The sequence below is a fragment of the Cellulomonas biazotea genome, assembly GCF_004306155.1.
GTDB lineage: Bacteria > Actinomycetota > Actinomycetes > Actinomycetales > Cellulomonadaceae > Cellulomonas > Cellulomonas biazotea.
Map to the genome: position 1 here is coordinate 1 of NZ_BIMR01000014.1, position 23,407 is coordinate 23,407.

The 23,407-nt window shown below is 75.0% G+C and carries 23 protein-coding genes; 9 read left to right on the forward strand and 14 right to left on the reverse strand.

Annotated features, from left to right (window positions below; genetic code table 11):
- Window positions 1-280: 280 nt before the first annotated feature.
- Both CBZ_RS01185 and CBZ_RS01190 read right to left on the reverse strand, forming a co-directional pair.
- On the reverse strand, window positions 281-1,507 hold the full coding sequence (locus tag CBZ_RS01185) for a TadA family conjugal transfer-associated ATPase (RefSeq protein ID WP_130779795.1): 1,227 nt from the start codon (window positions 1,505-1,507) through the stop codon (window positions 281-283).
- A 249-nt stretch (window positions 1,508-1,756) separates the two neighbouring features.
- A complete protein-coding gene (locus CBZ_RS01190; protein WP_130779796.1) occupies window positions 1,757-2,581 on the reverse strand; it encodes an alpha/beta fold hydrolase in 825 nt (274 codons plus the stop codon).
- A gap of 243 nt (window positions 2,582-2,824) precedes the next feature.
- Between CBZ_RS01190 and CBZ_RS01195 the strand changes: the two genes are divergently transcribed.
- Genes CBZ_RS01195 through CBZ_RS01205 form a run of 3 tightly spaced genes read left to right on the forward strand, consistent with a single transcriptional unit; the run spans window position 2,825 to window position 5,171 of the window.
- Window positions 2,825-3,967, forward strand: a complete 1,143-nt coding sequence (locus CBZ_RS01195) for a zinc-binding dehydrogenase (RefSeq protein WP_130779797.1) — start codon at window positions 2,825-2,827, stop codon at window positions 3,965-3,967.
- Window positions 3,964-4,719 (forward strand): 3-oxoacyl-ACP reductase FabG, encoded by a 756-nt coding sequence (gene fabG, locus CBZ_RS01200; RefSeq protein ID WP_130779798.1) that lies wholly within the window; start codon window positions 3,964-3,966, stop codon window positions 4,717-4,719. Before CBZ_RS01195 ends, fabG begins: the two co-directional genes overlap by 4 nt.
- The gene (locus tag CBZ_RS01205) at window positions 4,716-5,171 is read left to right on the forward strand and encodes a MaoC family dehydratase (protein WP_130779799.1); all 456 of its coding nucleotides are present in this window, start codon (window positions 4,716-4,718) and stop codon (window positions 5,169-5,171) included. The genes fabG and CBZ_RS01205 overlap by 4 nt, the downstream gene beginning before the upstream one ends.
- A 105-nt stretch (window positions 5,172-5,276) precedes the next feature.
- Here CBZ_RS01205 and CBZ_RS01210 read toward each other — a convergent pair whose 3' ends face one another.
- The gene (locus CBZ_RS01210) at window positions 5,277-6,500 is read right to left on the reverse strand and encodes an acetyl-CoA C-acetyltransferase (RefSeq protein WP_130779800.1); all 1,224 of its coding nucleotides are present in this window, start codon (window positions 6,498-6,500) and stop codon (window positions 5,277-5,279) included.
- 68 nt (window positions 6,501-6,568) lie between these two features.
- Entirely contained in the window at window positions 6,569-7,768 is a 1,200-nt protein-coding gene (locus CBZ_RS01215; protein ID WP_130779801.1) for an acyl-CoA dehydrogenase family protein, read from the reverse strand.
- 89 nt (window positions 7,769-7,857) lie between these two features.
- Here CBZ_RS01215 and CBZ_RS01220 point away from each other — a divergent pair, with 89 nt between their 5' ends.
- The 5 genes from CBZ_RS01220 (at window position 7,858) to CBZ_RS01240 (ending at window position 13,036) form a co-directional block, all read left to right on the forward strand.
- Window positions 7,858-8,622, forward strand: a complete 765-nt coding sequence (locus CBZ_RS01220) for a QsdR family transcriptional regulator (RefSeq protein ID WP_246012950.1) — start codon at window positions 7,858-7,860, stop codon at window positions 8,620-8,622.
- Window positions 8,619-9,026 (forward strand): acyl-CoA thioesterase, encoded by a 408-nt coding sequence (locus tag CBZ_RS01225; RefSeq protein WP_130779802.1) that lies wholly within the window; start codon window positions 8,619-8,621, stop codon window positions 9,024-9,026. Before CBZ_RS01220 ends, CBZ_RS01225 begins: the two co-directional genes overlap by 4 nt.
- A gap of 112 nt (window positions 9,027-9,138) precedes the next feature.
- The gene (locus CBZ_RS01230; protein ID WP_130779803.1) at window positions 9,139-10,194 is read left to right on the forward strand and encodes a phosphotransferase family protein; all 1,056 of its coding nucleotides are present in this window, start codon (window positions 9,139-9,141) and stop codon (window positions 10,192-10,194) included.
- On the forward strand, window positions 10,194-11,399 hold the full coding sequence (locus CBZ_RS01235; RefSeq protein WP_130779804.1) for an acyl-CoA dehydrogenase family protein: 1,206 nt from the start codon (window positions 10,194-10,196) through the stop codon (window positions 11,397-11,399). Before CBZ_RS01230 ends, CBZ_RS01235 begins: the two co-directional genes overlap by 1 nt.
- Window positions 11,400-11,449: 50 nt before the next feature.
- On the forward strand, window positions 11,450-13,036 hold the full coding sequence (locus CBZ_RS01240) for a long-chain-fatty-acid--CoA ligase (protein WP_130779805.1): 1,587 nt from the start codon (window positions 11,450-11,452) through the stop codon (window positions 13,034-13,036).
- Between the two features lie 226 nt (window positions 13,037-13,262).
- Here CBZ_RS01240 and CBZ_RS01245 read toward each other — a convergent pair whose 3' ends face one another.
- The 9 genes from CBZ_RS01245 to CBZ_RS01285 form a co-directional block, all read right to left on the reverse strand.
- Window positions 13,263-14,531: an ABC transporter substrate-binding protein gene (locus CBZ_RS01245; protein WP_246012952.1), complete on the reverse strand. Its 1,269-nt coding sequence runs from the start codon at window positions 14,529-14,531 to the stop codon at window positions 13,263-13,265.
- 7 nt (window positions 14,532-14,538) lie between these two features.
- Entirely contained in the window at window positions 14,539-15,672 is a 1,134-nt protein-coding gene (locus CBZ_RS01250; protein ID WP_130779807.1) for a branched-chain amino acid ABC transporter permease, read from the reverse strand.
- Entirely contained in the window at window positions 15,669-16,541 is an 873-nt protein-coding gene (locus tag CBZ_RS01255; RefSeq protein ID WP_130779808.1) for a branched-chain amino acid ABC transporter permease, read from the reverse strand. Before CBZ_RS01255 ends, CBZ_RS01250 begins: the two co-directional genes overlap by 4 nt.
- Window positions 16,542-17,261, reverse strand: a complete 720-nt coding sequence (locus CBZ_RS01260; RefSeq protein ID WP_130779809.1) for an ABC transporter ATP-binding protein — start codon at window positions 17,259-17,261, stop codon at window positions 16,542-16,544.
- Window positions 17,258-18,133: an ABC transporter ATP-binding protein gene (locus CBZ_RS01265; protein WP_130779810.1), complete on the reverse strand. Its 876-nt coding sequence runs from the start codon at window positions 18,131-18,133 to the stop codon at window positions 17,258-17,260. Before CBZ_RS01265 ends, CBZ_RS01260 begins: the two co-directional genes overlap by 4 nt.
- 137 nt (window positions 18,134-18,270) lie before the next feature.
- Complete coding sequence (locus CBZ_RS01270) at window positions 18,271-19,002, reverse strand: SDR family NAD(P)-dependent oxidoreductase (RefSeq protein ID WP_130779811.1); 732 nt, start codon at window positions 19,000-19,002, stop codon at window positions 18,271-18,273.
- A 105-nt stretch (window positions 19,003-19,107) separates the two neighbouring features.
- Window positions 19,108-20,088, reverse strand: coding sequence for an NADPH:quinone oxidoreductase family protein (locus tag CBZ_RS01275; protein ID WP_130779812.1), 981 nt, complete (start codon window positions 20,086-20,088; stop codon window positions 19,108-19,110).
- Between the two features lie 2 nt (window positions 20,089-20,090).
- The gene (locus tag CBZ_RS01280; RefSeq protein ID WP_130779813.1) at window positions 20,091-20,681 is read right to left on the reverse strand and encodes a TetR/AcrR family transcriptional regulator; all 591 of its coding nucleotides are present in this window, start codon (window positions 20,679-20,681) and stop codon (window positions 20,091-20,093) included.
- A 4-nt stretch (window positions 20,682-20,685) separates the two neighbouring features.
- On the reverse strand, window positions 20,686-21,444 hold the full coding sequence (locus CBZ_RS01285) for an SDR family oxidoreductase (RefSeq protein ID WP_130779814.1): 759 nt from the start codon (window positions 21,442-21,444) through the stop codon (window positions 20,686-20,688).
- Window positions 21,445-21,557: 113 nt separating this feature from the next.
- On the opposite strand from CBZ_RS01285, the gene CBZ_RS01290 reads away from it, so the two are divergent.
- The gene (locus tag CBZ_RS01290) at window positions 21,558-22,493 is read left to right on the forward strand and encodes an aldose 1-epimerase family protein (RefSeq protein WP_130779815.1); all 936 of its coding nucleotides are present in this window, start codon (window positions 21,558-21,560) and stop codon (window positions 22,491-22,493) included.
- 155 nt (window positions 22,494-22,648) lie between these two features.
- Here CBZ_RS01290 and CBZ_RS01295 read toward each other — a convergent pair.
- On the reverse strand, window positions 22,649-23,407 hold a 759-nt coding region (locus tag CBZ_RS01295), incomplete at its 5' end, for a M15 family metallopeptidase (protein ID WP_130779816.1).

Below are 23,407 nucleotides of genomic sequence, written 5' to 3' on the forward strand. Positions count from 1 at the left end.
TCCCCGGCACCGCCCAGACCACCACCACCAGCACCCCCTTCACCATCGAAGAACGCCGCGCCCGACTCGTCGACGACCTCTGCACCGACATCCCCCAGCCCACCGACTGCTGAGGCAGCACGAAGCCCGCACGCATCGGAGCGTCGGGAGGTCCGACGGTCGGGAGGTCCGGGCGTCGGGAGGTCCGGGCGACGCGAGGACCGGGCGCCGGAAGGTCCGGGCGTCGGGAGGTCCGGGCGTCCTGACGGTCGATGTGTCGACGTCGGCCGAGCCGGTCGGTTCAGGCCCGCCCGCGCAGCAATGCCGCCAGGTCCACGCCGAGGCGCGCGAACCGCTCGGGGTGCGGCGGGAAGCCGTCGGCGCGCACGAGCTGGCCCCCGCGGGTCGTGAAGATGTCGGCCGTCTCCACGACACCCTGCTCGACGCGGCCGGGGACGGCGACGACCTCGCGCAGACGCCGTCGGCCGGACGCCTCGAGGTCGAGGTGCACGACGAGGTCGACGGCGGAGGCGACGGTCGGCACGACGAACCGGTCGGACACGTTGTCGCCCGCGAGCAGCGGCAGGGTGCACAGCTTGGTCAGGGCCTCGCGGGCGGAGTTCGCGTGGATCGTGCACATCGCAGGGACGCCGGCGTTGAGGGCGATGAGCAGGTCCAGCGCCTCGGCCTCGCGCACCTCGCCGACGACGAGACGGCTCGGCCGCATGCGCAGTGCCTCCTTGACGAGCCGGCGCAACGGGATCTCACCGGTGCCCTCGAGGCTCGGCTGCCGGCACTGCAGGGCGACCCAGTCGCGGGCGGCGAGGCGCAGCTCGAAGACCTCCTCGCACGTGACGACCCGCTCGCGGGCGGGGATGGCCCCGGCGAGCGCGTTGAGCATCGTCGTCTTGCCGGCCTGTGTGGAGCCCGAGACGAGCACGTTGAGGCCGGCGCGGACGGCGGCGTGGAGGAACGCGGCTGCGTGCGGGGTCAGCGAGCCGAGGCCGACGAGGTCGTCGAGGTGGTGGGCGCGCACGACGTACTTGCGGATGTTGACGGCCCAGTGCCGTCGCGTGACGTCGGGGATGACGGCGTGGAGGCGCTCACCGCCGGGCAGCGAGGCGTCGACGAACGGGCTGGACAGGTCGAGGCGACGCCCGCTGACCTTGAGCATCTGCTCGACGAGGTCGCGGACCTGGCCGTCCGTGAGGATGGTCGTGGTGAGCTCGGGCTCGCCGCGACGGGCGACGAACACCTGCGTCGGGGAGTTGATCCAGATCTCCTCGACCTCGGGGTCGTCGAGGTACTTCTGCAGCGGCCCGAGGCCCGCGACCGCGTCGACGACGGCCTTGTGCGCGGCCGCCGCGTCGACGAGCGGTGGGACGGCCCCGCGCACGGACCGGTCGTCGTAGTCGGAGATCGCGTCGGTGACGAGCGCGACGATTCCCGCGCGGTCTCGCACCGGGTCGATGCCCCGGCGACGCACGAGCTCACGCACCTCGCGCTCCAGGATGACGACACCGTCCACCTGGCACCCCCTGCCCGATTCGTCCTGTTCTGGCGAGGGGCGACGCTAGAGGATGGGGCCGGGCGACGTCGCCCGTCGTCCACAGGACAGACGTCCCGGCGGACGACCGACGTCCTGCGGGTGTCGGTCCCGGCCGTCTCGCACGTCTCGGCCGCGGTGGTCGCCGACGTCGACGAGTGGACGGACACCTCCGCCGCCAGCCCCCGGCCCGTGCGTGGCGACGCGTCGGGCCAAGGGTGGCACTCGGCGTCAGGAGCGGATGAACTCCAGCAGGTCCGCGTTGATCGTCTCGGCCTGCGTGGTCGGCATGCCGTGCGGGAACCCGGGGTAGATCTTGAGCGTGCTGTTCTGCAGCAGCGCCGCGGACAGGGGCGCGGAGTCGTCGAGAGGGACGACCTGGTCGTCGTCGCCGTGCAGGACGAGGACGGGGACGGTGATCTTCTTGAGGTCCTCGGTGAAGTCCGTCTGGGAGAACGCGACGATGCCGTCGTAGTGCGCCTTCGCGCCGCCCATCATCCCCTGGCGCCACCAGTTGGCGATGATCGCCTCGGACGGCTCCACGCCGGGGCGGTTGAAGCCGTAGAACTGCTCGGACGGCAGGGCGCGGTAGAACTCGGAGCGGTTCGCGGCGACGGCGGCCTGCAGGCCGTCGAACACCGCCTTGGGCAGGCCGCCGGGGTTGGCGTCGGTCTGCACCATGAGCGGCGGGACGGCGCTGATGATGGCGGCCTTGGCCGCCCGGTCCTCGCCGTGCCGGGCGAGGTAGTGGACGACCTCGCCGCCGCCCGTGGAGTGGCCGACGTGGACCGCGTCGTGCAGGTCGAGGTGGGTGACGACGGCGGCCAGGTCGTCGGCGTAGTGGTCCATGTCGTGGCCGTCGGCGACCTGCTCGGAGCGGCCGTGGCCGCGGCGGTCGTGCGCGACCACGCGGTACCCGTGGTTCAGGAAGAACAGGAGCTGGGCGTCCCAGTCGTCGGCCGAGAGCGGCCAGCCGTGGCTGAAGACGATGGGCTGCCCCGAGCCCCAGTCCTTGTAGAAGATCTGCGTGCCGTCGTTGCTGGTGACGTATCCCATGCCGAGAGCTCCCCTGTGTCGCCGGTGGTGGACCCAGCATCACGGCCGGGGGACGCCCCGGCTAGAGGCCGAGGTGGCGCGGGTGCGAACGGCCGGCGAACACCGCGGTGGGCGCGCGCGGCGGCCGTGCCTCGGCCACGCTTCGAACGAGGCCACCCGAGGCGTGTCCACCGGGCGGCGCATCGGCTAGCATGCTCGACATACCGGCCGGTCGGTTTCTCGAGGGCGAGGCGGAGGTGGCACGTGCGGATCACGGGTGCCGTGCTCGAGCGCACCGGCAGCCCCGCGCCGTTCGCGACGTCCCGCCCGTTCACGGTCGGCCCGCTCGACCTCGACGAGCCGCGGGCCGGCGAGGTGCTCGTGCGGATCGAGGCGGCCGGGGTCTGCCACTCCGACCTGTCCGTCGTCGACGGCAACCGCGTGCGCCCCACCCCGATGCTGCTCGGCCACGAGGCGGCGGGCGTCGTCGAGGCGCTCGGCGAGACCCCCGGCGAAGCCGTGCACGGCAGCCCGGACGACCTCCGCGTCGGCGACCGCGTCGTCCTCACCTTCCTCCCCCGCTGCGGCACCTGCCCCGAGTGCGCGACCGACGGCCGCCTGCCCTGCCGGGTCGGTAGCGCCGCCAACACGCAGGGTGCGCTCGTCGGCGGCGGCACGCGCCTGCACCGCGACGGCCAGGACGTGCACCACCACCTCGGCGTCTCCGCGTTCGCGACGCACGCCGTCGTCAGCCGGACGTCGGTCGTGCGAGTCGACCACGACGTCCCGCCCGACGTCGCGGCACTGCTCGGCTGCGCGGTCCTCACCGGCGGCGGCGCGGTCGTCAACGCCGGACGCCCCCGCACAGGCGACACCGTGGCCGTCGTGGGGCTCGGCGGCGTCGGGATGGCCGCGCTGCTCGTCGCGGTCGCGCTCGGGCACGAGGTCGTCGGGATCGACACCCGGCCCGACAAGCTCGCGGCCGCCCGACGGCTCGGCGCGAGCGTCGCCGTGGAGCCCGACGACCTCGGCGCGACGGGCGTGCTCGCACCCGTCGTCGTCGAGGCCGCCGGGTCGGCCCGCGCGTTCGAGACCGCGCTCGCCGCGACCGCACCGGGCGGGACGACCGTCACCGTCGGCCTGCCCGCGCCCGCGGCCCGCGCATCGGTCAGCCCGCTCACGCTGACGGCCGAGGCCCGCACCGTCGTCGGCTCCTACCTCGGCTCCGCGGTCCCCGAGCGGGACATCCCGCGCTACGTGGACCTGTGGCGCGCGGGACGGCTGCCGCTCGAGGCGCTCGTGTCGTCCCGCATCGCCCTCACCGACCTCGACCTCGCCATGGACCGGCTCGCGGCCGGTGGCGAGCTCCGCCAGCTCATCACGTTCGACGAGAGGACCACCCCGTGACCGACACCAGGACCGCGCTCGTGACGGGCGCCGCGCGCGGCATCGGCGCCGCGACCGCCCGACGCCTCGCCCGCGACGGGTACCGGGTCGCGGTGCTCGACCTGTCCGAGGAGGCCGCCGAGGGCACGGCTGCCGCCATCCGGGAGGACGGCGGCGACGCAGTCTCCGTCGGGGCGGACGTCGCCGACGAGGACGCCGTCACCACCGCGGTCGCGCACGTCGCACAGACCCTCGGGCCGCCCACGGTGCTCGTCAACAACGCCGGGATCCTGCGGGACAACCTGCTGTTCCGGATGACGACCGCCGACTTCGACGACGTCCTGCGCGTGCACCTGCGCGGCGCGTTCCTCATGAGCCGCGCGGTGCAGGCCCACCAGGTCGAGGCCCGCTGGGGGCGGGTCGTCAACCTGTCGAGCACGTCCGCGCTGGGCAACCGGGGCCAGGCGAACTACGCCGCCGCGAAGGCCGGCATGCAGGGCTTCACCAAGACGCTCGCGATCGAGCTCGGCCCGTTCGGGGTCACCGTCAACGCCGTCGCACCCGGCTTCATCGAGACCGAGATGACGCGAGCCGTCGCCGAGCGGGTCGGCGTCCCGTTCGAGGAGCTGCTCGCCGCCGAGGCGAAGGCCGTGCCGGTGCGACGCGTCGGGCAGCCCGACGACATCGCCGCGGCCGTGTCGTTCTTCGCCTCCGAGGAGGCGTCGTTCGTGTCCGGCCAGGTGCTCTACGTCGCAGGAGGGCCGCGCGGATGACGATCACCGTCGACTCCCCCGCCGACCTGCCGTCCGTCGTCGGCCGCACCGCGACGGGCGCGTGGCGGACCGTGGACCAGCGCCGCATCGACCTGTTCGCCGACGCGACCGACGACCACCAGTGGATCCACGTCGACCCCGTCCGCGCGGCCGCCGGGCCGTTCGGCGCGACCGTCGCGCACGGGTACCTGACGCTCGCGCTGCTGCCCGCCCTGACCGAAGGGCTGCTCGACGTCGGCGCGTCGTCGATGGTCGTCAACTACGGGCTGGACTCGGTGCGCTTCCTGCAGCCCGTGACGGCCGGGGCCCGTGTGCGGGCCACGACGACGATCACGTCCGCCGAGCCGACGTCGCGCGGGGTGCGCGTCGGCAGCGAGGTCGTCGTCGAGATCGAGGGTGCGGAGCGGCCCGCGCTGGTCGCGTCGGCGATCGCGCTGTTCTTCCCGGCCTGACCACCTGCCGTCGCAGGACACGCGACGACGCGGGCGACCGGGGGCGCCCCGGGCGTCGTCGCCGAGTCCCCGGGCGCCGGCACGCAGGTCAGACCACCCGCGCGGTCAGGCCACCCGCTCGACCACCATCGCCATCCCCTGCCCGCCCCCGACGCACATGGTCTCCAGCCCGTACCGCCCGCCGGTCTCCGCGAGCCCGTGGACGAGGGTCGTCGTGATCCGCGCCCCGGTCATGCCGAACGGGTGGCCGACGGCGATCGCCCCGCCGTGCACGTTGAGCCGGTCCAGGTCGACGCCGATGGCCTTCGCGGACGGCAGCACCTGCGCGGCGAACGCCTCGTTGAGCTCGACGAGGTCGAGCTGGTCGACCGTGAGTCCCGCGGACGCGAGCGCGCGCCGGCTGGCCTCGACGGGTCCGAGGCCCATGATCTCGGGCGACAGGGCGCTCACCCCGGTGGAGACGATCCGGGCGAGCGGCGTCAGGCCGAGCTGCTCGACGACCCGGTCGCTGACGACCACGAGCGCGGCCGCGCCGTCGTTGAGCGGGCAGCAGTTGCCCGCCGTGACGGTGCCGTCGGGACGGAACACCGGCGACAGGCCCGCGAGCGCCTCGACGGTGACGCCCGCGCGCGGCCCGTCGTCGGCGGCGACGACCGTCCCGTCGGGCAGCGTCACGGGCGTGATGTCGCGCCCCCAGAACCCGGAGGCGATCGCGGCCTCGGCACGGTTCTGCGACAGCGCGGCGTACTCGTCCTGCTCGAACCGGCCCGTGCCGGTGAGCCCGGCGACGTTCTCCGCGGTCTGGCCCATCGCGGCGTAGACGTCGGGGAGCTGGCCGTCCTCGCGCGGGTCGTGCCAGTCGACGCCCCCGGCGGCCGCTCGCGCGGTCCGGGCGACGGCGTCGGCGAACCGCGGGTTGGTCACGTCCTCGCCGGGGATGTGGTCGGACGAGCCGCGCGCGGACCGACTGACGGACTCGACCCCGGCGGACACGAACACGTCGCCCTCGCCCGCCTTGATCGCGTGGAACGCCATGCGGGTCGTCTGCAGGCTCGACGCGCAGTACCGGTTGACCGTGGTGCCGGCGGTCTCGTCGAGGCCGGACAGGACGGCGACGACGCGCGCCATGTTCATGCCCTGCTCGCCGCCGGGCATGCCGCAGCCGAGCAGCAGGTCCTCGACGCGGCCGGGGTCGAGCGTGGGGACCTGTGCGAGTGCGGCGCGGACCATCTGGGCGGCGAGGTCGTCTCCCCGGACGTCTCTCAGCGACCCCTTGAACGCACGGCCGATGGGTGAGCGGGCGGCGGCGACGACGAATGCCTCGGGCACGGCGGACCTCCTGGGTGGCGGGTGGCGGGTAGCGGTGGCGGTGGCGGGCGGGGCGGAGCCGGGGGCGCTCAGACGAAGGCCGACACCCCGGTGATCGCCCGCCCGACGATGAGGTTGTTCATGTCCCGCGTGCCCTCGAACGAGTAGACGGCCTCGGCGTCGGCGAAGAACTTGGCGACGCCGTGGTCGAGCTGGATCCCGTTGCCGCCGAGCAGCTCGCGGCACCAGGCGACGGTCTCCCGCATCCGGGTCGTCGCGTACCCCTTGGCGAGCGCGGCGTGCTCGTCGCCGAGCCGGCCGGCGTCCTGCATGCGCGACGCCTGCAGGCACAGCGCGATGGACGCGGTGATGTTGCCGAGGCACTGCGCGAGCCGGTCCTGGACGAGCTGGAAGGACGCGAGCGGGCGGCCGAACTGCTCGCGCTGGGCGACGTAGGCGACGGTGGCCTCGTAGGCGCCGACGGCGACGCCGACGGCCTGCCAGGCGACCTCGGCGCGGGTGAGCCGCAGCACGACGGCGACCTCGCGGAACGAGTGGACGTTCGGCAGCCGGTCGGCCTCGTCGACCTCGACGCCGTCGAGCACGATGTCGGCGTTCTGGACGATGCGCAGGGCCTGCTTGCGCTCGATCTTGCTGGTCGTGAAGCCGGGCGTGCCGCGCCGGACGAGGAAGCCCTTGACCTGGCCGTCGGCCGTGTCGCGGGCCCAGATCACCACGACGTCGGCGAACGTGGCGTTGCCGATCCACCGCTTGGCACCGTTGAGCACCCACGTGTCGCCGCGCCGCTCGGCGGTCGTGCGCAGGCCCTTGGACGCGTCGGACCCGGACAGCGGCTCGGTGAGGCCGAACGCGCCGATGACCTCGCCGCGGCCCATGGGCGGCAGCCACTGCGCGCGCTGCTCGGGTGACCCGCCGATGGCGATCGAGCTCATGGACAGCCCGCTCTGCACGCCGACGAAGGTCGCGGTCGACGGGTCCACGCGGCCGAGCTCGAGCGCCGCCCAGCCGCGCCAGACCGCGGAGTTCTCGAACCGGGCGGTCTCGGGCCACATCGCGCCGAACATCCCGATCTCGGCGAGCCCGGGGACGATCTGGTGCGGGAACTCGGCGCGGTCCCAGTAGTCGAGCGCGATGGGACGGACCTCCGTCTCCATGAACGCGCGCAGGCGGGCGGCGGCGTCGCGCTCGACGGCGGTGAGGGCCTCGTCCTGGAAGCCGTAGAAGTCGGCGGCGAGCGTCGCGAGGGTGGGGGCGGCGGTGGTCGTCATCGTGCGTCTCCTGATCGTCGTCGACCGGCTGATGCAACATCTTCGAGAATGTTGCATCACGGGAGGCGCCCAGGTCTAGAGTCGGCCGCATGCCCGACCGGAACGACCCGTCCCACCCCGCCGGCACGACCCGACCGACCGACACCGCCCACCACGCGCCGCGACCGGGGTCGCTCGCGGCGGTCGGGACCACCGCCGCCCCGTCCTGGCTGTCCGAGCGCCTGACCGACGGCGAGCACCCCGACGCCCTGCGCGCCTTCCGCCTCGCCCGCGAGCAGTTCATCGCCGGCGAGCGCGTCGACATGGGCCGGCTCGCGGGCCGCCTCGGCATCGACCGGACGTCGCTGTTCCGCTGGGTCGGCAACCGCGACGCGCTGCTGTCCGAGGTGCTCTGGTCGCTCGCCGTCCCGACGCTCCAGCAGGCCGAGGACGCCGCCGCCGACCGGTCCGGGCCCGACCGCGTCGCGGCCGTCCTCACGAGCTTCGCGGGCGACCTCATCCGCGCCCCCTACTTCCGGTCGTTCCTGCAGCGCGAGCCCGCGCGCGCCCTGCGGCTGCTCACGACCAACGAGAGCGAGATCCACCGCCGGTACGTCGCGACGGTCCGCGTGCTCGTGCTGGCCGAGCTCGGCGAGCACCCCTTCGGGCGCGCGATCGACGCGAACGACCTGGCGTTCGTGCTGGTCCGCATCTCGGAGTCGTTCACGTACGCCGACCTGATCTCGGGCGACACCCCGAGCGCGAGCCGCGCCCGTGCGGCGTTCGACGTCGTCCTGCGCCCCGAGCCGGCCGACCCGGCGGCACCGCCCGTGCCCGCCGGCCCCGCCACGTCGGCGACCGAGGAGCCGTCATGACCTACGGGCACCGGGCGCCGTTCCCGACGCGCTGGAACGACAACGACATGTACGGCCACATGAACAACGCCGTCTACTACGAGGCGATGGACACGACGATCAACGTCTGGCTGCTGCGCTCGGGCCTGGACCTGGTCGAGGGCGACCGGATCGCGGTGTGCGCGTCGTCGTCGTGCGAGTTCCGGGAGTCGGCGTCGTTCCCCGAGCCGCTGGAGGTCGGGCTGCGGGCGGGGCGCGTGGGCACGACGAGCGTCACGTGGGAGCTCGGCATCCTGCGTCCCGGGTCGGACGAGCCGCTCGCGACGGGCCGGTTCGTGCACGTGTTCGTCGACCGCGACACGCGGCGACCGGCACCGATCCCCGACCACCTGCGCGTGGCCATCGAGCGAGACCTGACCGCCTGAGGGCCGGAGCGGTTCGCGGGTCGAGCCGCGGGCTGCCGTACATACCGACCGCGCGGTATGCTGCTCACGCCGCCGGGCACCGCCGCCCGGCAACGACACCCGGAGGCCGCCATTGGCACCCCAGACGCTGCCCGGGCTCGACGTCGCCCGCCTCGACGCGTGGCTGCGCACGCACCGCCCCGACCTCGTCGGCGACGACCCGCTCACCGCGACGCTGCTCACCGGCGGCCGCAGCAACCTCACGTACCGCGTCGACGGCGCGGCGGTCCCGCTCGTCCTGCGCCGCCCTCCCCTGCACCACGTGCAGGCCACCGCCCACGACATGGCGCGCGAGCACCGCGTGCTGACCGCGCTCGGCCCGACCGCCGTGCCCGTGCCGGCCACGTACGCGCTCGTCGACGACCCCGCCGCGGGGACCGGCACGCCGTTCTTCCTCATGGCGCGCGTCGCCGGCGAGGCGATCGCGACGCCCGCGCAGAACGCGCACCACACCCCGGACGGGCTGCGTGCCGTGAGCCTGGAGCTCGCCCGGCTGCTCGCCGAGCTGCACCTCGTCGACCCGGCGTCCGTCGGCCTCGCCGACCTGGGCCGTCCCGACGGCTTCCTCGACCGGCAGGTCCGGCGCTGGGGCGTCCAGCTCGACGGGTCGCGCTCGCGCGACGTGCCCGCGCTCGACACCCTCCAGGAGCGTCTGCGCGTCGACGTCCCCGCGACGTGGCGCGCCGCGGTCGTGCACGGCGACTTCCGCCTCGACAACGCGCTGGTCGAGGACGCCGGCGGCGTCCCGCACGTGACCGCCGTCCTCGACTGGGAGATGGCGACGCTCGGCGACGCCGCCGTCGACCTCGGCATGCTCGGGCTGTACTGGGAGCTCGCGCGCGTCGCGAGCGGCGACCAGGGCGTCACCGCCGTCGACCCCGCTGCGGGCTACCCGGACTTCGCCGAGCTCGTCGAGACCTACGCCGCGCGGCTCGGCGCACCGCCGCCCGACCTCGGCTGGCACCGCGCGTTCGCGGCCTACAAGCTCGCCGTGATCCTCGAGGGCGTCCACTTCCGGTACCGCGCGGGCGGGACCGTCGGCGAGGGCTTCGACCGGATCGGCGACCTGGTCGGCCCGCTCGCGGACGAAGGGCTCGCGTGGCTCGCCGCCGGGACCCGGGAGCGGTGATGGACTTCGCCCCCGACGCCGTCACGCGGGACGTCACGGCCCGCGCGCAGGACTTCCTCGACGAGCGCGTCCTGCCTGCGGAGCCGGTGCTCGCCGCACAGGTCGCCGCCACCCCGGACGGCTGGGGAACCCGTCCCGTCGTCCGCGAGCTCCAGGCCGAGGCCCGCGCACGCGGGCTGTGGAACCTGTTCCTGCCCGGCCCGCGCGGCGGCGGCCTCACGACGCTGCAGTACGCACCCGTCGCGGAGCTCACCGGACGCAGCCCGCGCCTGGCCCCGGCGGCGATGAACTGCGCCGCACCCGACACCGGCAACATGGAGCTCCTCGCCGAGTTCGGCACGCCCGACCAGCAGGAACGCTGGCTCGAGCCGCTGCTGCGCGCCGAGACCCGGTCCGCGTTCTGCATGACCGAGCCGGACGTCGCGTCGTCCGACGCCACGACGATCCGCACGCGCATCCGCCGCGACGGCACCGACTGGGTCGTGTCCGGCCGCAAGTGGTGGTCGACGGGCGCGATGAACCCGGAGGCGACGCTCCTGGTCGTCATGGGCAAGACCGACCCCGACGCGCCGCGGCACCGCCAGCAGAGCATGGTGCTCGTCCCCCGCGACGCGCCCGGCGTGCGGGTCGTCCGGCCGCTCACGGTGCTCGGCTACGACGACCGCGACCACGGCGGCCACGCGGAGGTCGAGCTCGACGACGTGCGCGTCCCGGCCGACGCGCTGCTCGGCGGCGAGGGCGACGGGTTCGCGATCGCGCAGGCGCGTCTGGGACCGGGGCGGGTCCACCACTGCATGCGGTCGCTCGGGATGGCGGAGCGCGCGCTGGACCTCGTGCGGGACCGCGCCAACGCCCGCTCGACCTCGGCTGGGCCGCTCGCCGACCGCGGCGTCGTGCGCGAGTGGGTCGCGCGCGCCCGCATCGACGTCGAGGCGCTCCGGCTGCTGGTCCTCAAGACCGCCTGGCTCATGGACACCGTCGGCAACCGCGCCGCGATGACGGAGATCCAGGCGATCAAGGTCGCCGTGCCGTCGGCCGTCCAGCAGGTCCTCGACCGCGCGATGCAGGTGTTCGGCGCGGCGGGCCTGTCCGGCGACCAGCCGCTCGCCGAGATGTTCGCCGCCGCCCGTGCCCTGCGCCTGGCCGACGGGCCCGACGAGGTCCACCTCGCGTCGCTCGGCCGCGCCGAGCTCCGTCCCCGATGACGTCTCCACCCGCCACGCACCCCTGACGCACCACCCGAAGGGAGCCACCGATGACGACCGACCCCGCCCTCGACGGAGAGGGCTACGGCACGCTGTCCGTCGCCGCGATCCTCGCCGAGACCGCCCGCCGCCACCCCGACCGCACCGCCTTCCTCGTCGGCGACCGCAGCGTCGAGTACGGCCCGCTGTGGCAGCAGACGCTCGCCTACGCGGGCGCCCTGCGGGACCGCGGCGTCGGACCGGGCGACCGCGTCGCGGTGCACGTGCCGAACGTGCCCGACTTCGCGCGCGTGTACTACGCGGTGCTGTCGCTCGGGGCGGTCGTCGTGCCCGTGCACCTGCTGTTCAAGGCGGGCGAGATCGAGTTCGTCCTGCGCGACAGCGGAGCGCGTCTGCTGGTCGCCGCCGCGCCCCTGCTCGGCGAGTCGCTGCCGGCGGCCGCCGCGGCGGGCGTCCCGACCGTGACCGTCCTGGTCCCCGACGGCGTCGACGTGCCCGCCCCGCGGCTGGAGGACGAGGCCGCCGTCGCGACGCCGCTGCGGACCTACGCGTCGGTCAACCCCCTGCACCCGGCGACGATCCTCTACACGAGCGGCACCACCGGCCGCCCCAAGGGGGCGGTGTCGAGCCACCTCGCGCTCGTCGAGCAGGTGCACGTGACGCTCCTCGACACGTGCGACATCCGGGCCGACGACGTGATCTTCGGCGGCCTGCCGTTCTTCCACACCTTCGGGCAGTCCTCCGTGCTCAACACCGCGTTCCGGCGCGGCGCGGCCGTCGTGCTGCTCCCCCGGTTCGACCCCGACGAGGCGCTCGCCGCGATGGCGCGGCACGGCGCGACGATCTTCACGGCCGTCCCGACGATGTACGTCGGCCTCGTGCAGGCGGCGACGCGGACCGACGCCCGGCCGCCGCTGCGGTTCGCCGTCTCCGGCGGCGCCGCACTGCCCGTCGCCCTGCTCGAGGCCTTCGAGCAGACGTTCGGCGCGTCCGTGCACGAGGGGTACGGGCTCACGGAGACCGCCCCCACCGTGTCGTTCAACTACGTCGGCGAGCGGCCGCGGCCCGGCACCGTCGGCCGGCCCCTGTGGGGCGTGGACGTCGAGATCGCCGACCCGTGGGTCGCCGACCGCATCGAGCTGCTCGGCCCGGGCGAGCTCGGCGAGGTCGTCGTGCGCGGCCACAACCTGTTCAAGGGCTACCTCGGCAACCCCGACGCGTCCGCCGCGGCCGTCGTCGACGGCTGGTTCCGCACCGGCGACCTCGGCACCAAGGGCGAGGACGACGTCGTGACGATCGTCGACCGGACGAAGGACATGATCGTGCGCAGCGGCTACAACGTGTACCCGAGCGAGGTCGAGGGCACGCTCGTGCGGCACCCCGCCGTCGCGCAGGCCGCCGTGTTCGGCGTCCCCGACGACGTCCGCGGTCAGGAGGTGCACGCGGCGGTCGTGCTGCAGCCGGGCGCGTCCGCCACCCCCGACGAGCTCGTCGCGTACGTCCGCGACCGGATCGCGGCCTACAAGTACCCGCGCGTCGTGCACGTGCGGGACGCCCTGCCGACGGGCGGCAGCGGCAAGATCCTCAAGCGCGAGCTCGTCGCGCTGTACGCCGCCTCACCCGTCGACGTGCCGTAGCCGCGCGCGACCAGCCACGCGGCCGCCGCTCGTCCGGTCGCGTGGCCGAGCCGTCGCGTGGCCGAGCCGTCGCGCGGAAGCTCTGGTGCGTCCCGAGCGACACACCTTCCACGCCACGCACCACACCCGGCCCAGGTGCGTCCGGCGGCACCGGGTCCGGCCGCGGGCAAGGACGACGGGAGGGCGGGCGGACCGGTCGGGTCCGCCCGCCCTCCTGCGCGCGACGTCAGGTGGCCGGCACGCCGCCACCCTCCGGCGCGGGCGCCTCGCCGTCGTACGGCTCGACCGCCCCGTCCCCCGAGTCAGTCGTGTACGCGGTGCCCACGTAGTCCTGCACCCCGTCGGCGACCACCGTGATGCCGACGCCGTCGAACGAGCGGTGGCTGTCGGCGGAGAACGCCAGCGGCATGAGCCCGTTGCCCGTGACGTCCCCGCTCTCGAGCGCCTCCACGAGGCTCTCGCGCGTCGGGTTCTCCCCCGCGGCCGCGAGCGCCTGCGCGAACGTGTACGCGACCGACATCCCGTACACGGTGTTCCCCGTGAACGGCTCGCCGTCGTTGTACTCCTCGTTGACCTGCTGGAACAGCGCGACCCACTCGCTGTCGGGGCTGAACGGCAGGTAGTTCGCGCTGACGAACCCCTCCAGCAGCACGGGTGCGACGTCGGCGCCGAGGTAGCCGACGAGCGTCGGGTAGTCGCCGCCGGACGACGACGCGAGCCACTGCGCGGGGTACGACATCTTCGCGGCGGTGCCGACGGCCCGGGCGGTGAACCCGTTGACGGTCGCGAGGAAGTTGTGGGTGCAGCCCGCGGCCTGCATGGCCCCGATCTGCGCGGTGACGTCCTGGTCGGACACCGCGTACGTCTCGGCGACGGCGAGCCCGTCGGCGCCGAGGACGGTCTCCAGCCCGGCGACGAAGTCGGTGCCGTAGTCGTCGTCCTGGCCGAGCACGCAGAACACCGCGTCGTCGCCGCCCTCGTCGAGCGCGTACTGCGCGAGGGCCTTGGCCTCGGTCGTGTAGTCGACGTTGTACGCGAACGTCCACGGGTACGCCTCGGGGTCGTCCCAGAGGAGAGCACCGGACGCCGGGAAGAGGTCGGGCACCTCGTTCTCGTTGAGGTAGTCGAGCACCGACCCGTGCGTCGGGGTGCCGAGCCCGTTGAGGACGGCGAACACCTGGTCCTCCTGCACGAGCTCGCGCACGACGGTCTGCGTGGTCGCAGGGTTGTAGCCGTCGTCCTTGACGACGTACTCGATGTCGCGCCCGTGGATCCCGCCCTGGTCGTTGAGGTACGCGAAGTAGGCGGCGACGGCCTTCGAGATCGACGAGTACCCGGCGGCCGCCGGGCCGGTCAGGGGGGTGTGGGTGCCGACGACGATCGTGTCGTCGGTGACGCCGGGGCTGCTGGCGGCGGGGGTGCTGCACCCCGCGAGTGCCGCCGCGAGCGCACCGGCGCTCACGACGGCGAGGGTGCGCGGGCGCGTGCGGTGCATCGACATCTCAGGCCTCGCTCTCGGTTCCGGACAGGGGTGACCCGGCGGTGACGTCCTCGCGTGCGGGCGCGGACGGGCCGGGGGCTGAGGGGTGGGTGCCGCCGGGGCCGGCCCGACGACGCGCGGCCCGTCGGGCGCGGGCGGTCCGCCAGGCGCCGACGACGCCGGTGGGCGCGGCGGCCATGAGGACGACGAGCAGGAGCCCGAACACAAGCAGCGCGAGGTTGCCGTCGAGGCGCTGCGCGAGCTCGGACGGGACGGGCAGGGCGTCGACGAGGGTGCCGACGAGCCACGGCAGCAGGACGACGAGCGCGGCGCCGACGGCCGCCCCGGCGAGCGACCCGAGCCCGCCGACGACGACCGCGACGAGCAGCAGCAGGGATGTCGCGAGCCCGTATCCGCCGGGCGTGACGGACTGCGTGACGAAGCACAGGACGGCCCCGCCGAGCCCGGCCGCGACGGAGCTCACGACGAACGCGAGCACCTTGAGGCGCCCGGGTGCGACGCCGGCGAGCGCGGCCGCGGTCTCGTCGTCGCGCACCGCGCGCCACCGCAGGCCGGTGCGACCGCGGACGACGACATGCAGCGCGGCGAGCACGGCCGACGTCACGAGGATCGCGACCCACGCCTGCCACTGCTCGAGCGCGACGAGCCGGTCGAGCGCGTCGGGCACGGGCTCGAGCCCCACCCGCACGCCCTGGTCGCCGCCGAGCCCGGGGACGGTCGTCGCGATCGCGGGCAGGGCGACGACGAGCGTGAGGGTGAGTCCGGCGAGGTAAGGGCCGTGCAGGCGGGCGCCGGCGAGGCCCAGCAGCAGCCCGACGGCCCCGGACAGCACGGCGGCGCCGACGAGTGCGACGACGAACCGCACGACGGCCGGAGCGTCCGGCACCGCGTTCGACGTCAGCGCGTAGCCGTAGCCCCCGGCGGCCATGAGCGCGGAGTGGCCGAGCGAGAGCTGCCCGCTGAGGCCGACGAGGACGGTGAGCCCCGCGGTCGCGCACAGGAAGGCCGCGACGAGCGCGAGCTGGTAGTTCCGGTACGGGTCGAGCAGGAACGTCCCGGCGACGGCCGCGAGCGCGCCGAGCAGGGCGACGACGAGGGTGCGTGGGACCGGGCGGGCGGGCAGCAGGCGGCTCATGCGCGTCTCGCCTCGACCCCGGCGACGAGGCCCTGCGGGCGGACCAGCAGGACGACGACGAGCAGCGCGAGCACCGCGATCGGCGTGGCGCTCGCCCCCAGGTACCCCGTGACGAGGCTCATGAGGACGCCGACGCCGAGCCCGGCGACGAGCGCCCCGCCCGGCGAGTCGAGGCCGCCGACGACCGCGACCGTGAAGGCGAGCACGAACAGCACGTCGGTCGCGTGCGGGTTGAGCCCGAGCTCGGTCGGCAGCAGGAGCAGCGCCGCGAGCGCGGCGACGGCCGACGCGAGCACCCACGCGACGGTCCGCATGCGCGCGACCCGCACCCCGAGCAGCCGGGACACCTCGGGCGCGAACGCCGACGCCCGCAGCTGCAGGCCGAGCGTGGTGCGCGTGAACAGCAGGCGCAGGCCGAGCATGAGGCCGAGCGCGACGGCGACGGTCAGGACGTCGTACGGCGACCCGAGCGGCACGCCCGCGACGGTCCACGGCCGGTCGCTCACGGGCGGCGCGACGGGCACGTACTGCGGCCCGACGAGGATCCCGAGCGCGGACTGGAGCACCATGACGAGCCCGATCGCGAGGATGACGCCGCCGAGCGGGGTCGTGGCGAACCGCATGACGCCCCGCTCGACGAGCCACCCGAGCAGCCCGCCGGCGACGACCCCCGCGAGCGCGCCCCACCACCAGCCGCCGGTGGCGTGCGCGACGCCGACCGCGACGTACGCGGTGACGACGGCCATCGCCCCGGCGGCGAAGTTGACGATCCGCGCGGCCCGCCAGATGAGGACGAGCGACAGCGCGAACAGCGCGGTGACCGTGCCGCGGGCGACACCGGTGCCGACGAGGAACAGGAAGCGGTCCACTCAGAACCCCAGGTAGGCGTGGCGGAGGGCCTCGTCGTGCGCGAGGTCCGTGGCGGGGCGCGTCACGACGACGCGGCCGAGGTCGAGCACGACGCCGCGGTCGGCGACGGACAGCGCGGCGGCGACGTTCTGCTCGGCGAGCAGCACCGCGAGACCCGTCGCGTCGCAGCGTGCGCGCAGCAGGGCCATGATCTGCGCGACGACCTGCGGGGCGAGGCCCAGCGAGGGCTCGTCGAGGAGCAGCACGCGCGGCCCGGCGACCAGCGCGCGCCCGATGGCGAGCATCTGCCGCTCGCCGCCCGAGAGCTGGTGGCCGAGCGCGGCGCGCCGCCGGTCGAGCGACGGGAACAGGGCGTACACGTCCTCGACGGCCGCCCGGCGCGCGGCCGTCCCGCGGTGCGCCCACAGCCCGCCGAGGTGGAGGTTCTCGTCGACGGTGAGCTCGACGACGACCCCGCGCCCCTCGGGCACGTGCGCGAGACCACGCCGGGCACGGTCCTCGACGCCGACGCCGCGCAGGTCCTGGCCGTCGAGCCGCACGGCGCCGCCGGCGGGAGCGAGCAGCCCGGACGTCGCGCGCAGCAGGGTGGTCTTGCCCGCACCGTTGGCGCCGACGAGCGCGACGAGGGCGCCGGGGGCGACCTCGACGGTGACGTCGTGCAGCACGGGGGCGCCGCCGTACCCCGCGGTGAGCCCGTCGACGGCGAGCGCGGCGGTCACCGCGGCGTCCCGTCGCGCGGCGTCGCGGGCAGGCCGAGGTAGGCCTCCTCGACGTGCGGGTCGCGCCGGACCTGCTCGGGCGGCCCGGCGGCGATGACACGGCCGAAGTCGAGCACGACGACGTGGTCGCTCACGCCCATGACGAAGTCGACGTGGTGCTCGACGAGCAGCACCCCGGTTCCGGCGGCGGCGACGTCCCGGACGACCCGGCCGAGCGCGGCGATGTCGTCGTGCCCGAGGCCCCCGGCGGGCTCGTCGAGCAGCAGGAGCCGAGGGCGGGCGACGAGGGCCCGCGCGAGGGCGACCGTGGCGCGCTCGGCGTAGGGCAGCGAGGTGACGGGCTGGTCGGCGCGGCCGCCGAGGCCGAGGGCGACGAGCTGGGCCCACGCGCGCTCGTGCGCGTCGTCGCGGCGTCCTGTCTCCTGCCCGGTGCTGCGCCCGGTCGTGCGGCCGGCCTTGCGCCCGGTGACGTGGCCGGTCGTGCGGCCGGTGGCGTGGCCGGGCACGCGACCGGGCACGCCGACGGCCACGTTCTCCAGCACCGTGAGCCCCGGGAACGTGCCGAGGCCCTGCAGCGTGCGCGCGACGCCCCGGTGCACGAGGCCGGCGGTCGGCCCGAGCGGCCGGCCGTCGAGCGTGACGGTGCCGGCGGTGGGCCGGACCAGCCCGCAGACCGCGTTGAAGACGGTGGTCTTACCCGCGCCGTTGGGGCCGATGAGCGCGACGACCTGGCCGGGCGCGACGTCGAGGTCGACGTCCTCCACGGCCGTGAGGCCGCCGAAGCGGACGGTCAGGCCGCGGACGGCGAGGCCGGCGGCGGGCTGCCCCGTGCGGGGTCCCGGGGCGTGGGCGGCTGGGCTGGCTGGACTCAAGTCGGCACCTCGTCGTGCACCTCGTCGTGACGCGATGCGCCGACCGTACAACAGAAACCGACCAGCCGGTATGTCTCGGAGCGGATCGACGGGAACCGACGCCCAACCGTGACCGTCCGGCCTGGAGCGCCCGGCCGTCAGGCGTGCGGTACGCCCGCGATCATCCCGCCGTCCACGACGAGCTCGGTCCCCGTGACGTAGCGCGACTCGTCCGACGCGAGGAACACCACGGCCCCCACGACGTCGTCGGGCGTCGCCGGCCGCCCCAGCGGGATCCGCTGCCGCGACACGTCGAGCCGCTCGGTCATCGGCGTGAGCACGAACCCGGGATGCACCGAGTTCACCCGGATCCCGGCGGGCCCGAGCTCGACGGCGAGCGACTTCGTCAGGCCGCGCACGCCGAACTTCGACGCCACGTACCCGTGCAGCCCCGCGTCGCCGCGCATGCCCTCGACGGACGAGATGTTGACGATCGACCCGCGGCCCGCCGCCCGCATGCCCGGCACCACGGCCCGCACCCCGAGGAACGTGCCCGTGAGGTTGACCGCGATGACCGCGTCCCACTGGTCCTTGCCGTACCGCTCGAGCCGCCCGGCGTTCGCGATGCCCGCGTTGTTGACGAGCACGTCGACGACCCCGAGCGCGGCCGCGGCCTCGACCGCCGCGGCCCACGACTCCTCGGACGTGACGTCGAGCGGGACGGCGAGGGCCCGCTCGCCCAGCTCGTCGGCCAGCGCGCGCGCCTCCTCGACCAGCACGTCGCCCACGACGACGGCGGCCCCTTCCGCGTGCAGCGCGCGGACGTACGCCGCGCCGAGGCCCCGCGCTCCCCCGCTGACGACCGCCACCGTCCCGTCGAGCCGCGCCATGTCCTGTCCTCCCGGTCGGGCACCGACGGCCTCCCGTGCGGTGCGAGGTGTGTGCGAACCAGGTCGTGCGGTGCTGGTGCGGGGCGCGCCGTGGTGCCACGTGCCTCAGGGCGCGACGCGCACCACGAGCCGTCCGGTCGTGCCGCCTGCCGCGAGCCGTGCGATCGCCTCGGGCGCGTCCTCGAAGGCGACGACGTCGCTCACGGGCGGCCGCACCGCCCCGCTCTCGACGAGGTCGGTGATGGCCCGGTGCGCGAGCCGCACGAGGTCGGGGCGGCGCCGCGCGTACAGCGCCCAGTGCAGACCGAGGACGCCGTAGTTCTTCACGAGCGCGTGCCCCGCGCGCGCGTCCTGGATGGTGCCGCCCGCGAACCCGACGACCACGATGCGGCCCTCGAACGCGACGCAGCGGGTCGCGACGTCGAACGCCTCCCCGCCGACCGGGTCGACGACGACGTCCGCACCGGCCCCGCCGGTGGCCTCGCGGACCGCGGCGACGACGTCCTGCGTGCTGCGGTCCACGACGACGTGCGCTCCGGCGGCACGGGCGGCGTCCACCTTCGCGGCCGACCCGACGACGCCGACGACGCGGGCACCGGCGGCGGCCGCGAGCTGCACGGTCGCCGTCCCGACACCGCCCGCCGCGGCGGTGACCAGCACCGTCTCCCCGGCGCGCAGGCCGGCCCGGCGGTGCAGCGCGAACCAGCCCGTCTGGTAGGCGATGACGAACGCGGCGGCCTCCTCGTCCGTCAGACGGGGCGGTGCGGGCCACACCTCGTCGGCGGCGAGCACGGCGCGCTCGGCGAGGACGCCGATGCGCGACCCGACGACGCGGTCGCCGACGGCGACGTGGTCGACGCCCTCCCCGAGGGCGAGCACGTCGCCGCACAGCTCGATGCCCGGCACGAACGGCAGCGGCGGGCGCTCCTGGTACTGCCCGCGGGCGAGCAGCACGTCGGGGAAGTTCACGGCGACGGCGCGGACCCGCACGAGGACCTGCCCGGGCCCGGGCTCGGGGTCGTCGACGGTGACGAGGCGCAGCACGTCGACCGGCTCGCCGTACCGCTCCACGTGCCACGCCCGCACGGTCAGCCCCTGCCCGGGGCGGCGGCGACGCCCGTGAGGAACAGCTCGGTGAGCTGTGCGGCGACCTGCTCCTTGGTCTCCGGGCCGTCGGTGGAGAACCACGTCGGCAGGTAGTGCACGTCCGCGAAGAAGTGCGCGACGAGCACGCCGCGCGGGATGTCGGTGCGGTACAGGCCCTCGGCCTGCCCCTTCTCGACGAGCGCGGTGAACGTGTCGTGGTACGCGCGGCGGCGGCGCGTGACCTCCTGCTGTCGGGGCTGGCTCAGCATGTGCACGCTGCGGAAGAAGACCGTGCCCTCCAGCAGGAAGTCGATCGACGTCTCGATGACGTCGACGCACGCGGCCCGCAGCGTCGCGTCGACCGGCTCGCCGCGCGCGACGATCGTCTCCAGGTGGTCCGTCTGGAGGGTCAGCATCCGGTCGTAGATCGCGAAGAGCAGGTCGTCCTTCGACTGGAAGTAGTGGTACATGGCGCCCTTGGTGACGCCGGCCGCCTCGACGACCTGCTGCACGGAGGTGTTCGCGTACCCCTGGGCCGCGAACAGCCCGAGTGCGGCCCGCAGGACGTCGTCGGCCACGCTGGTCTGCTTCATGCGGTCATCCTTCCCCCCACGGGCGCACGCTGACGCCACCGTCGAGCACGAGCGTCTGCCCCGTCACCCAGGCGGCGTCGTCGGAGAGCAGGAACGCGACGGGTCCGGCGACGTCCTCGGGCTCGCCGAGGCGGCCGAGTGGGTAGCGGGCGGCGACGCCGGCCTCGTCGCCCTCATAGAGGCGGCGCGCGAGCTCGGTGCGGACGACCGCAGGGGCGACGGCGTTGACGCGGACGCGCGGCGCGAGCTCGACGGCGAGCTGGGCGGTGAGGTTGAGCAGGGCGGCCTTGGAGACGCCGTAGAACGCGATGCCCGGGCTGGACGTCAGGCCCGCGGCGGACCCGGTGCAGACGACCGACGCGCCGTCGTGCGTGCCGAGCCCGGCGGCGACGGCGTCGCGCGTCCACTCGAGGGCGGCGACGACGTTGACGGCGAGGATCTTGTCGACGGCGGCGCGCTCGATGCCGAGGACGGGACCGAAGACGGGGTTGATGCCGGCGTTGTTGACCAGGTGGTCGAGCCGGCCGAACCGCTCGACGGCGGTCGCGATCGCGGTGGCGCGGTGCTCGCCGTCGTCGACCTTCCCGGCGACGCCCACGGCGTGCTCGGCGCCGAGCCCCTCGACGGCCGCGTCCAGCGCGTCGGGCTTGCGGCCGGTGACGACGACGGACGCCCCCTCGTCGACGAGCCGCCGCGCGACCGCGAGGCCGATGCCGCGGCTCGCCCCGGTGACCAGGGCGACCCTGCCCTCGAACCTGCGCATCGGACCTCCGTGCTCGCGTCGTGCATAAACCGACCGTTCGGTATGTCGGAGGTTACACGATCACGGCCCGACCGTCCCGCACCCCGGCCGACCGCCACCACTACCGTGTGAGCGTGAACACGAGCACCGCCCCGAGCCGCCCCGCCCGCGCCCTGCCGACCGGCACGCAGCACGTCCTCACGCACGGCGACCAGCACGCCGTCGTCGCCGCCGTCGGCGCGAGCCTGCGCGAGTACACCGTCGCCGGGCGCGACGTCGTCCTGCCCTTCGCGGAGACCGAGTCCGCCCCCGCCTTCTCCGGCGCCGTCCTCGCCCCCTGGCCCAACCGCCTCACCGACGGCGAGTACACCTTCGACGGCATCGACCTCGAGGTCCCCGTCACCGAGCACGCCCGCCGCACCGCGCTGCACGGCCTCGTCGCCTACGTCGCGTTCACCGCCACCACCCACACCGCCGACCGTGTCGTCCTCGAGCACACGATCGTCCCCACGCCCGGCTACCCGTGGTCCGTCCACCTGGCCGTCACCTACACGCTCGACGACGACGGCCTGCGCGTCGAGGTCGACGCGACGAACCTCGACGACTCCCCCGCCCCCTACGGCGTCGGCTTCCACCCGTGGCTCTCGCCCGGCGACGGCACCGTCGACGCCTGCACGCTGCAGGTCGACGCCGACGTGCACGTCACGGTCGACGACCGCCTGCTGCCGACCGGCACCGAGCCCGTCGCGGGCGTCTTCGACCTGCGCACCGCCACGTCGCTCGACGGCGTCGCGCTCGACGACGCGTGGCTCGGCATGACGCGCGACGCCGACGGCCTGTCCTGGATCCGCCTCACCGCCCCCGACGGCCGCACGACCTCCATGTGGGCCGACGCGTCCTTCGCGGCGTGGCAGGTGTGCACCGGCGACGGGATCCCGCGCATCGACCGTCGCGGCGTCGCCGCCGAGCCGATGACCTGCGTCGCCGACGCGTTCCGCACGGGCGAGGACCTCGTGCGCCTGGCCCCGGGCGAGCGGCACCACGTCGCGTGGGGGCTGCAGCTCCGCTGAGCCCCGGTCCTGGGTGGTCGGGCCTCGACCCGGCCACCCGGGACTCCTCGCGAGCCCGTCGTGGACGGCGCACACGCCGGTCGCCGGCGACGACCTCGACGGTTCAGCCCACGCCGTCCGCGTCGGCGGTCACGGTGCAGCCGACGCAGAGCGCGTCAGCCGTCGTAGTACTCGCCGTCCTCCTTGACGCCCTTCGAGTACTCCCAGTGCCACGGCTCGTACGGGCCGCTTCCGCCCCGCTTCGCCCACGCCGGGTTCTCCCAGCCGAAGGCCGGCCCGTTCTCCGTGATCCAGGCCCACTTGGTGCCCGACGTCTGGTTCTGGCACAGGTCGATCGCCAGGCCCCAGCCGTGGTTGCTCTTGCCGGGCGCGGCGGCCAGGCCGCCCTTCTGGGCCTTGACCGCGCGCTGCTGCGCGAGCGACCGGTAGCCGGAGCTGAGGCACAGGTCGGCGCCGAACCGGGCGACGAACGCCTGGTTGAACTCGGCGAGCGAGACCGCGGCGTCGGCGCGCAGCTGCGTGTGGGCGTCCCACAGCGTGCACAGGTCGTCGGTCTTGAGCAGGCCGTTGCCGCCCGCGGGACGCGCGGACCCGTCGCAGCCCGCGAGCGCGGAGCGCTCCTCGGACCGGCTGGCGCTCGCCCCGGCCGCCCGGGCGGCGAGCGCGCCGTCGGCGGAGATGAGCGAGGACGGCGGCAGGATCGACAGGGACGTCGCCGTCAGGGCGGTCACCGTGTCGGGCAGGGCGGCCTCGGCGAGCGTCGCGTCCATGCCCGGCAGCGCCACGCCGTCGAGGGCGCCCTGGCTGACGGTGGGGATGACGACCGTGACGCCCGCGAGCGCGCCCAGGACGCCGAGCCGCACGGCCATGCGCGGCATGCGGGCGGCGCGCCGACCGGCCGGGCGGGTCGACGT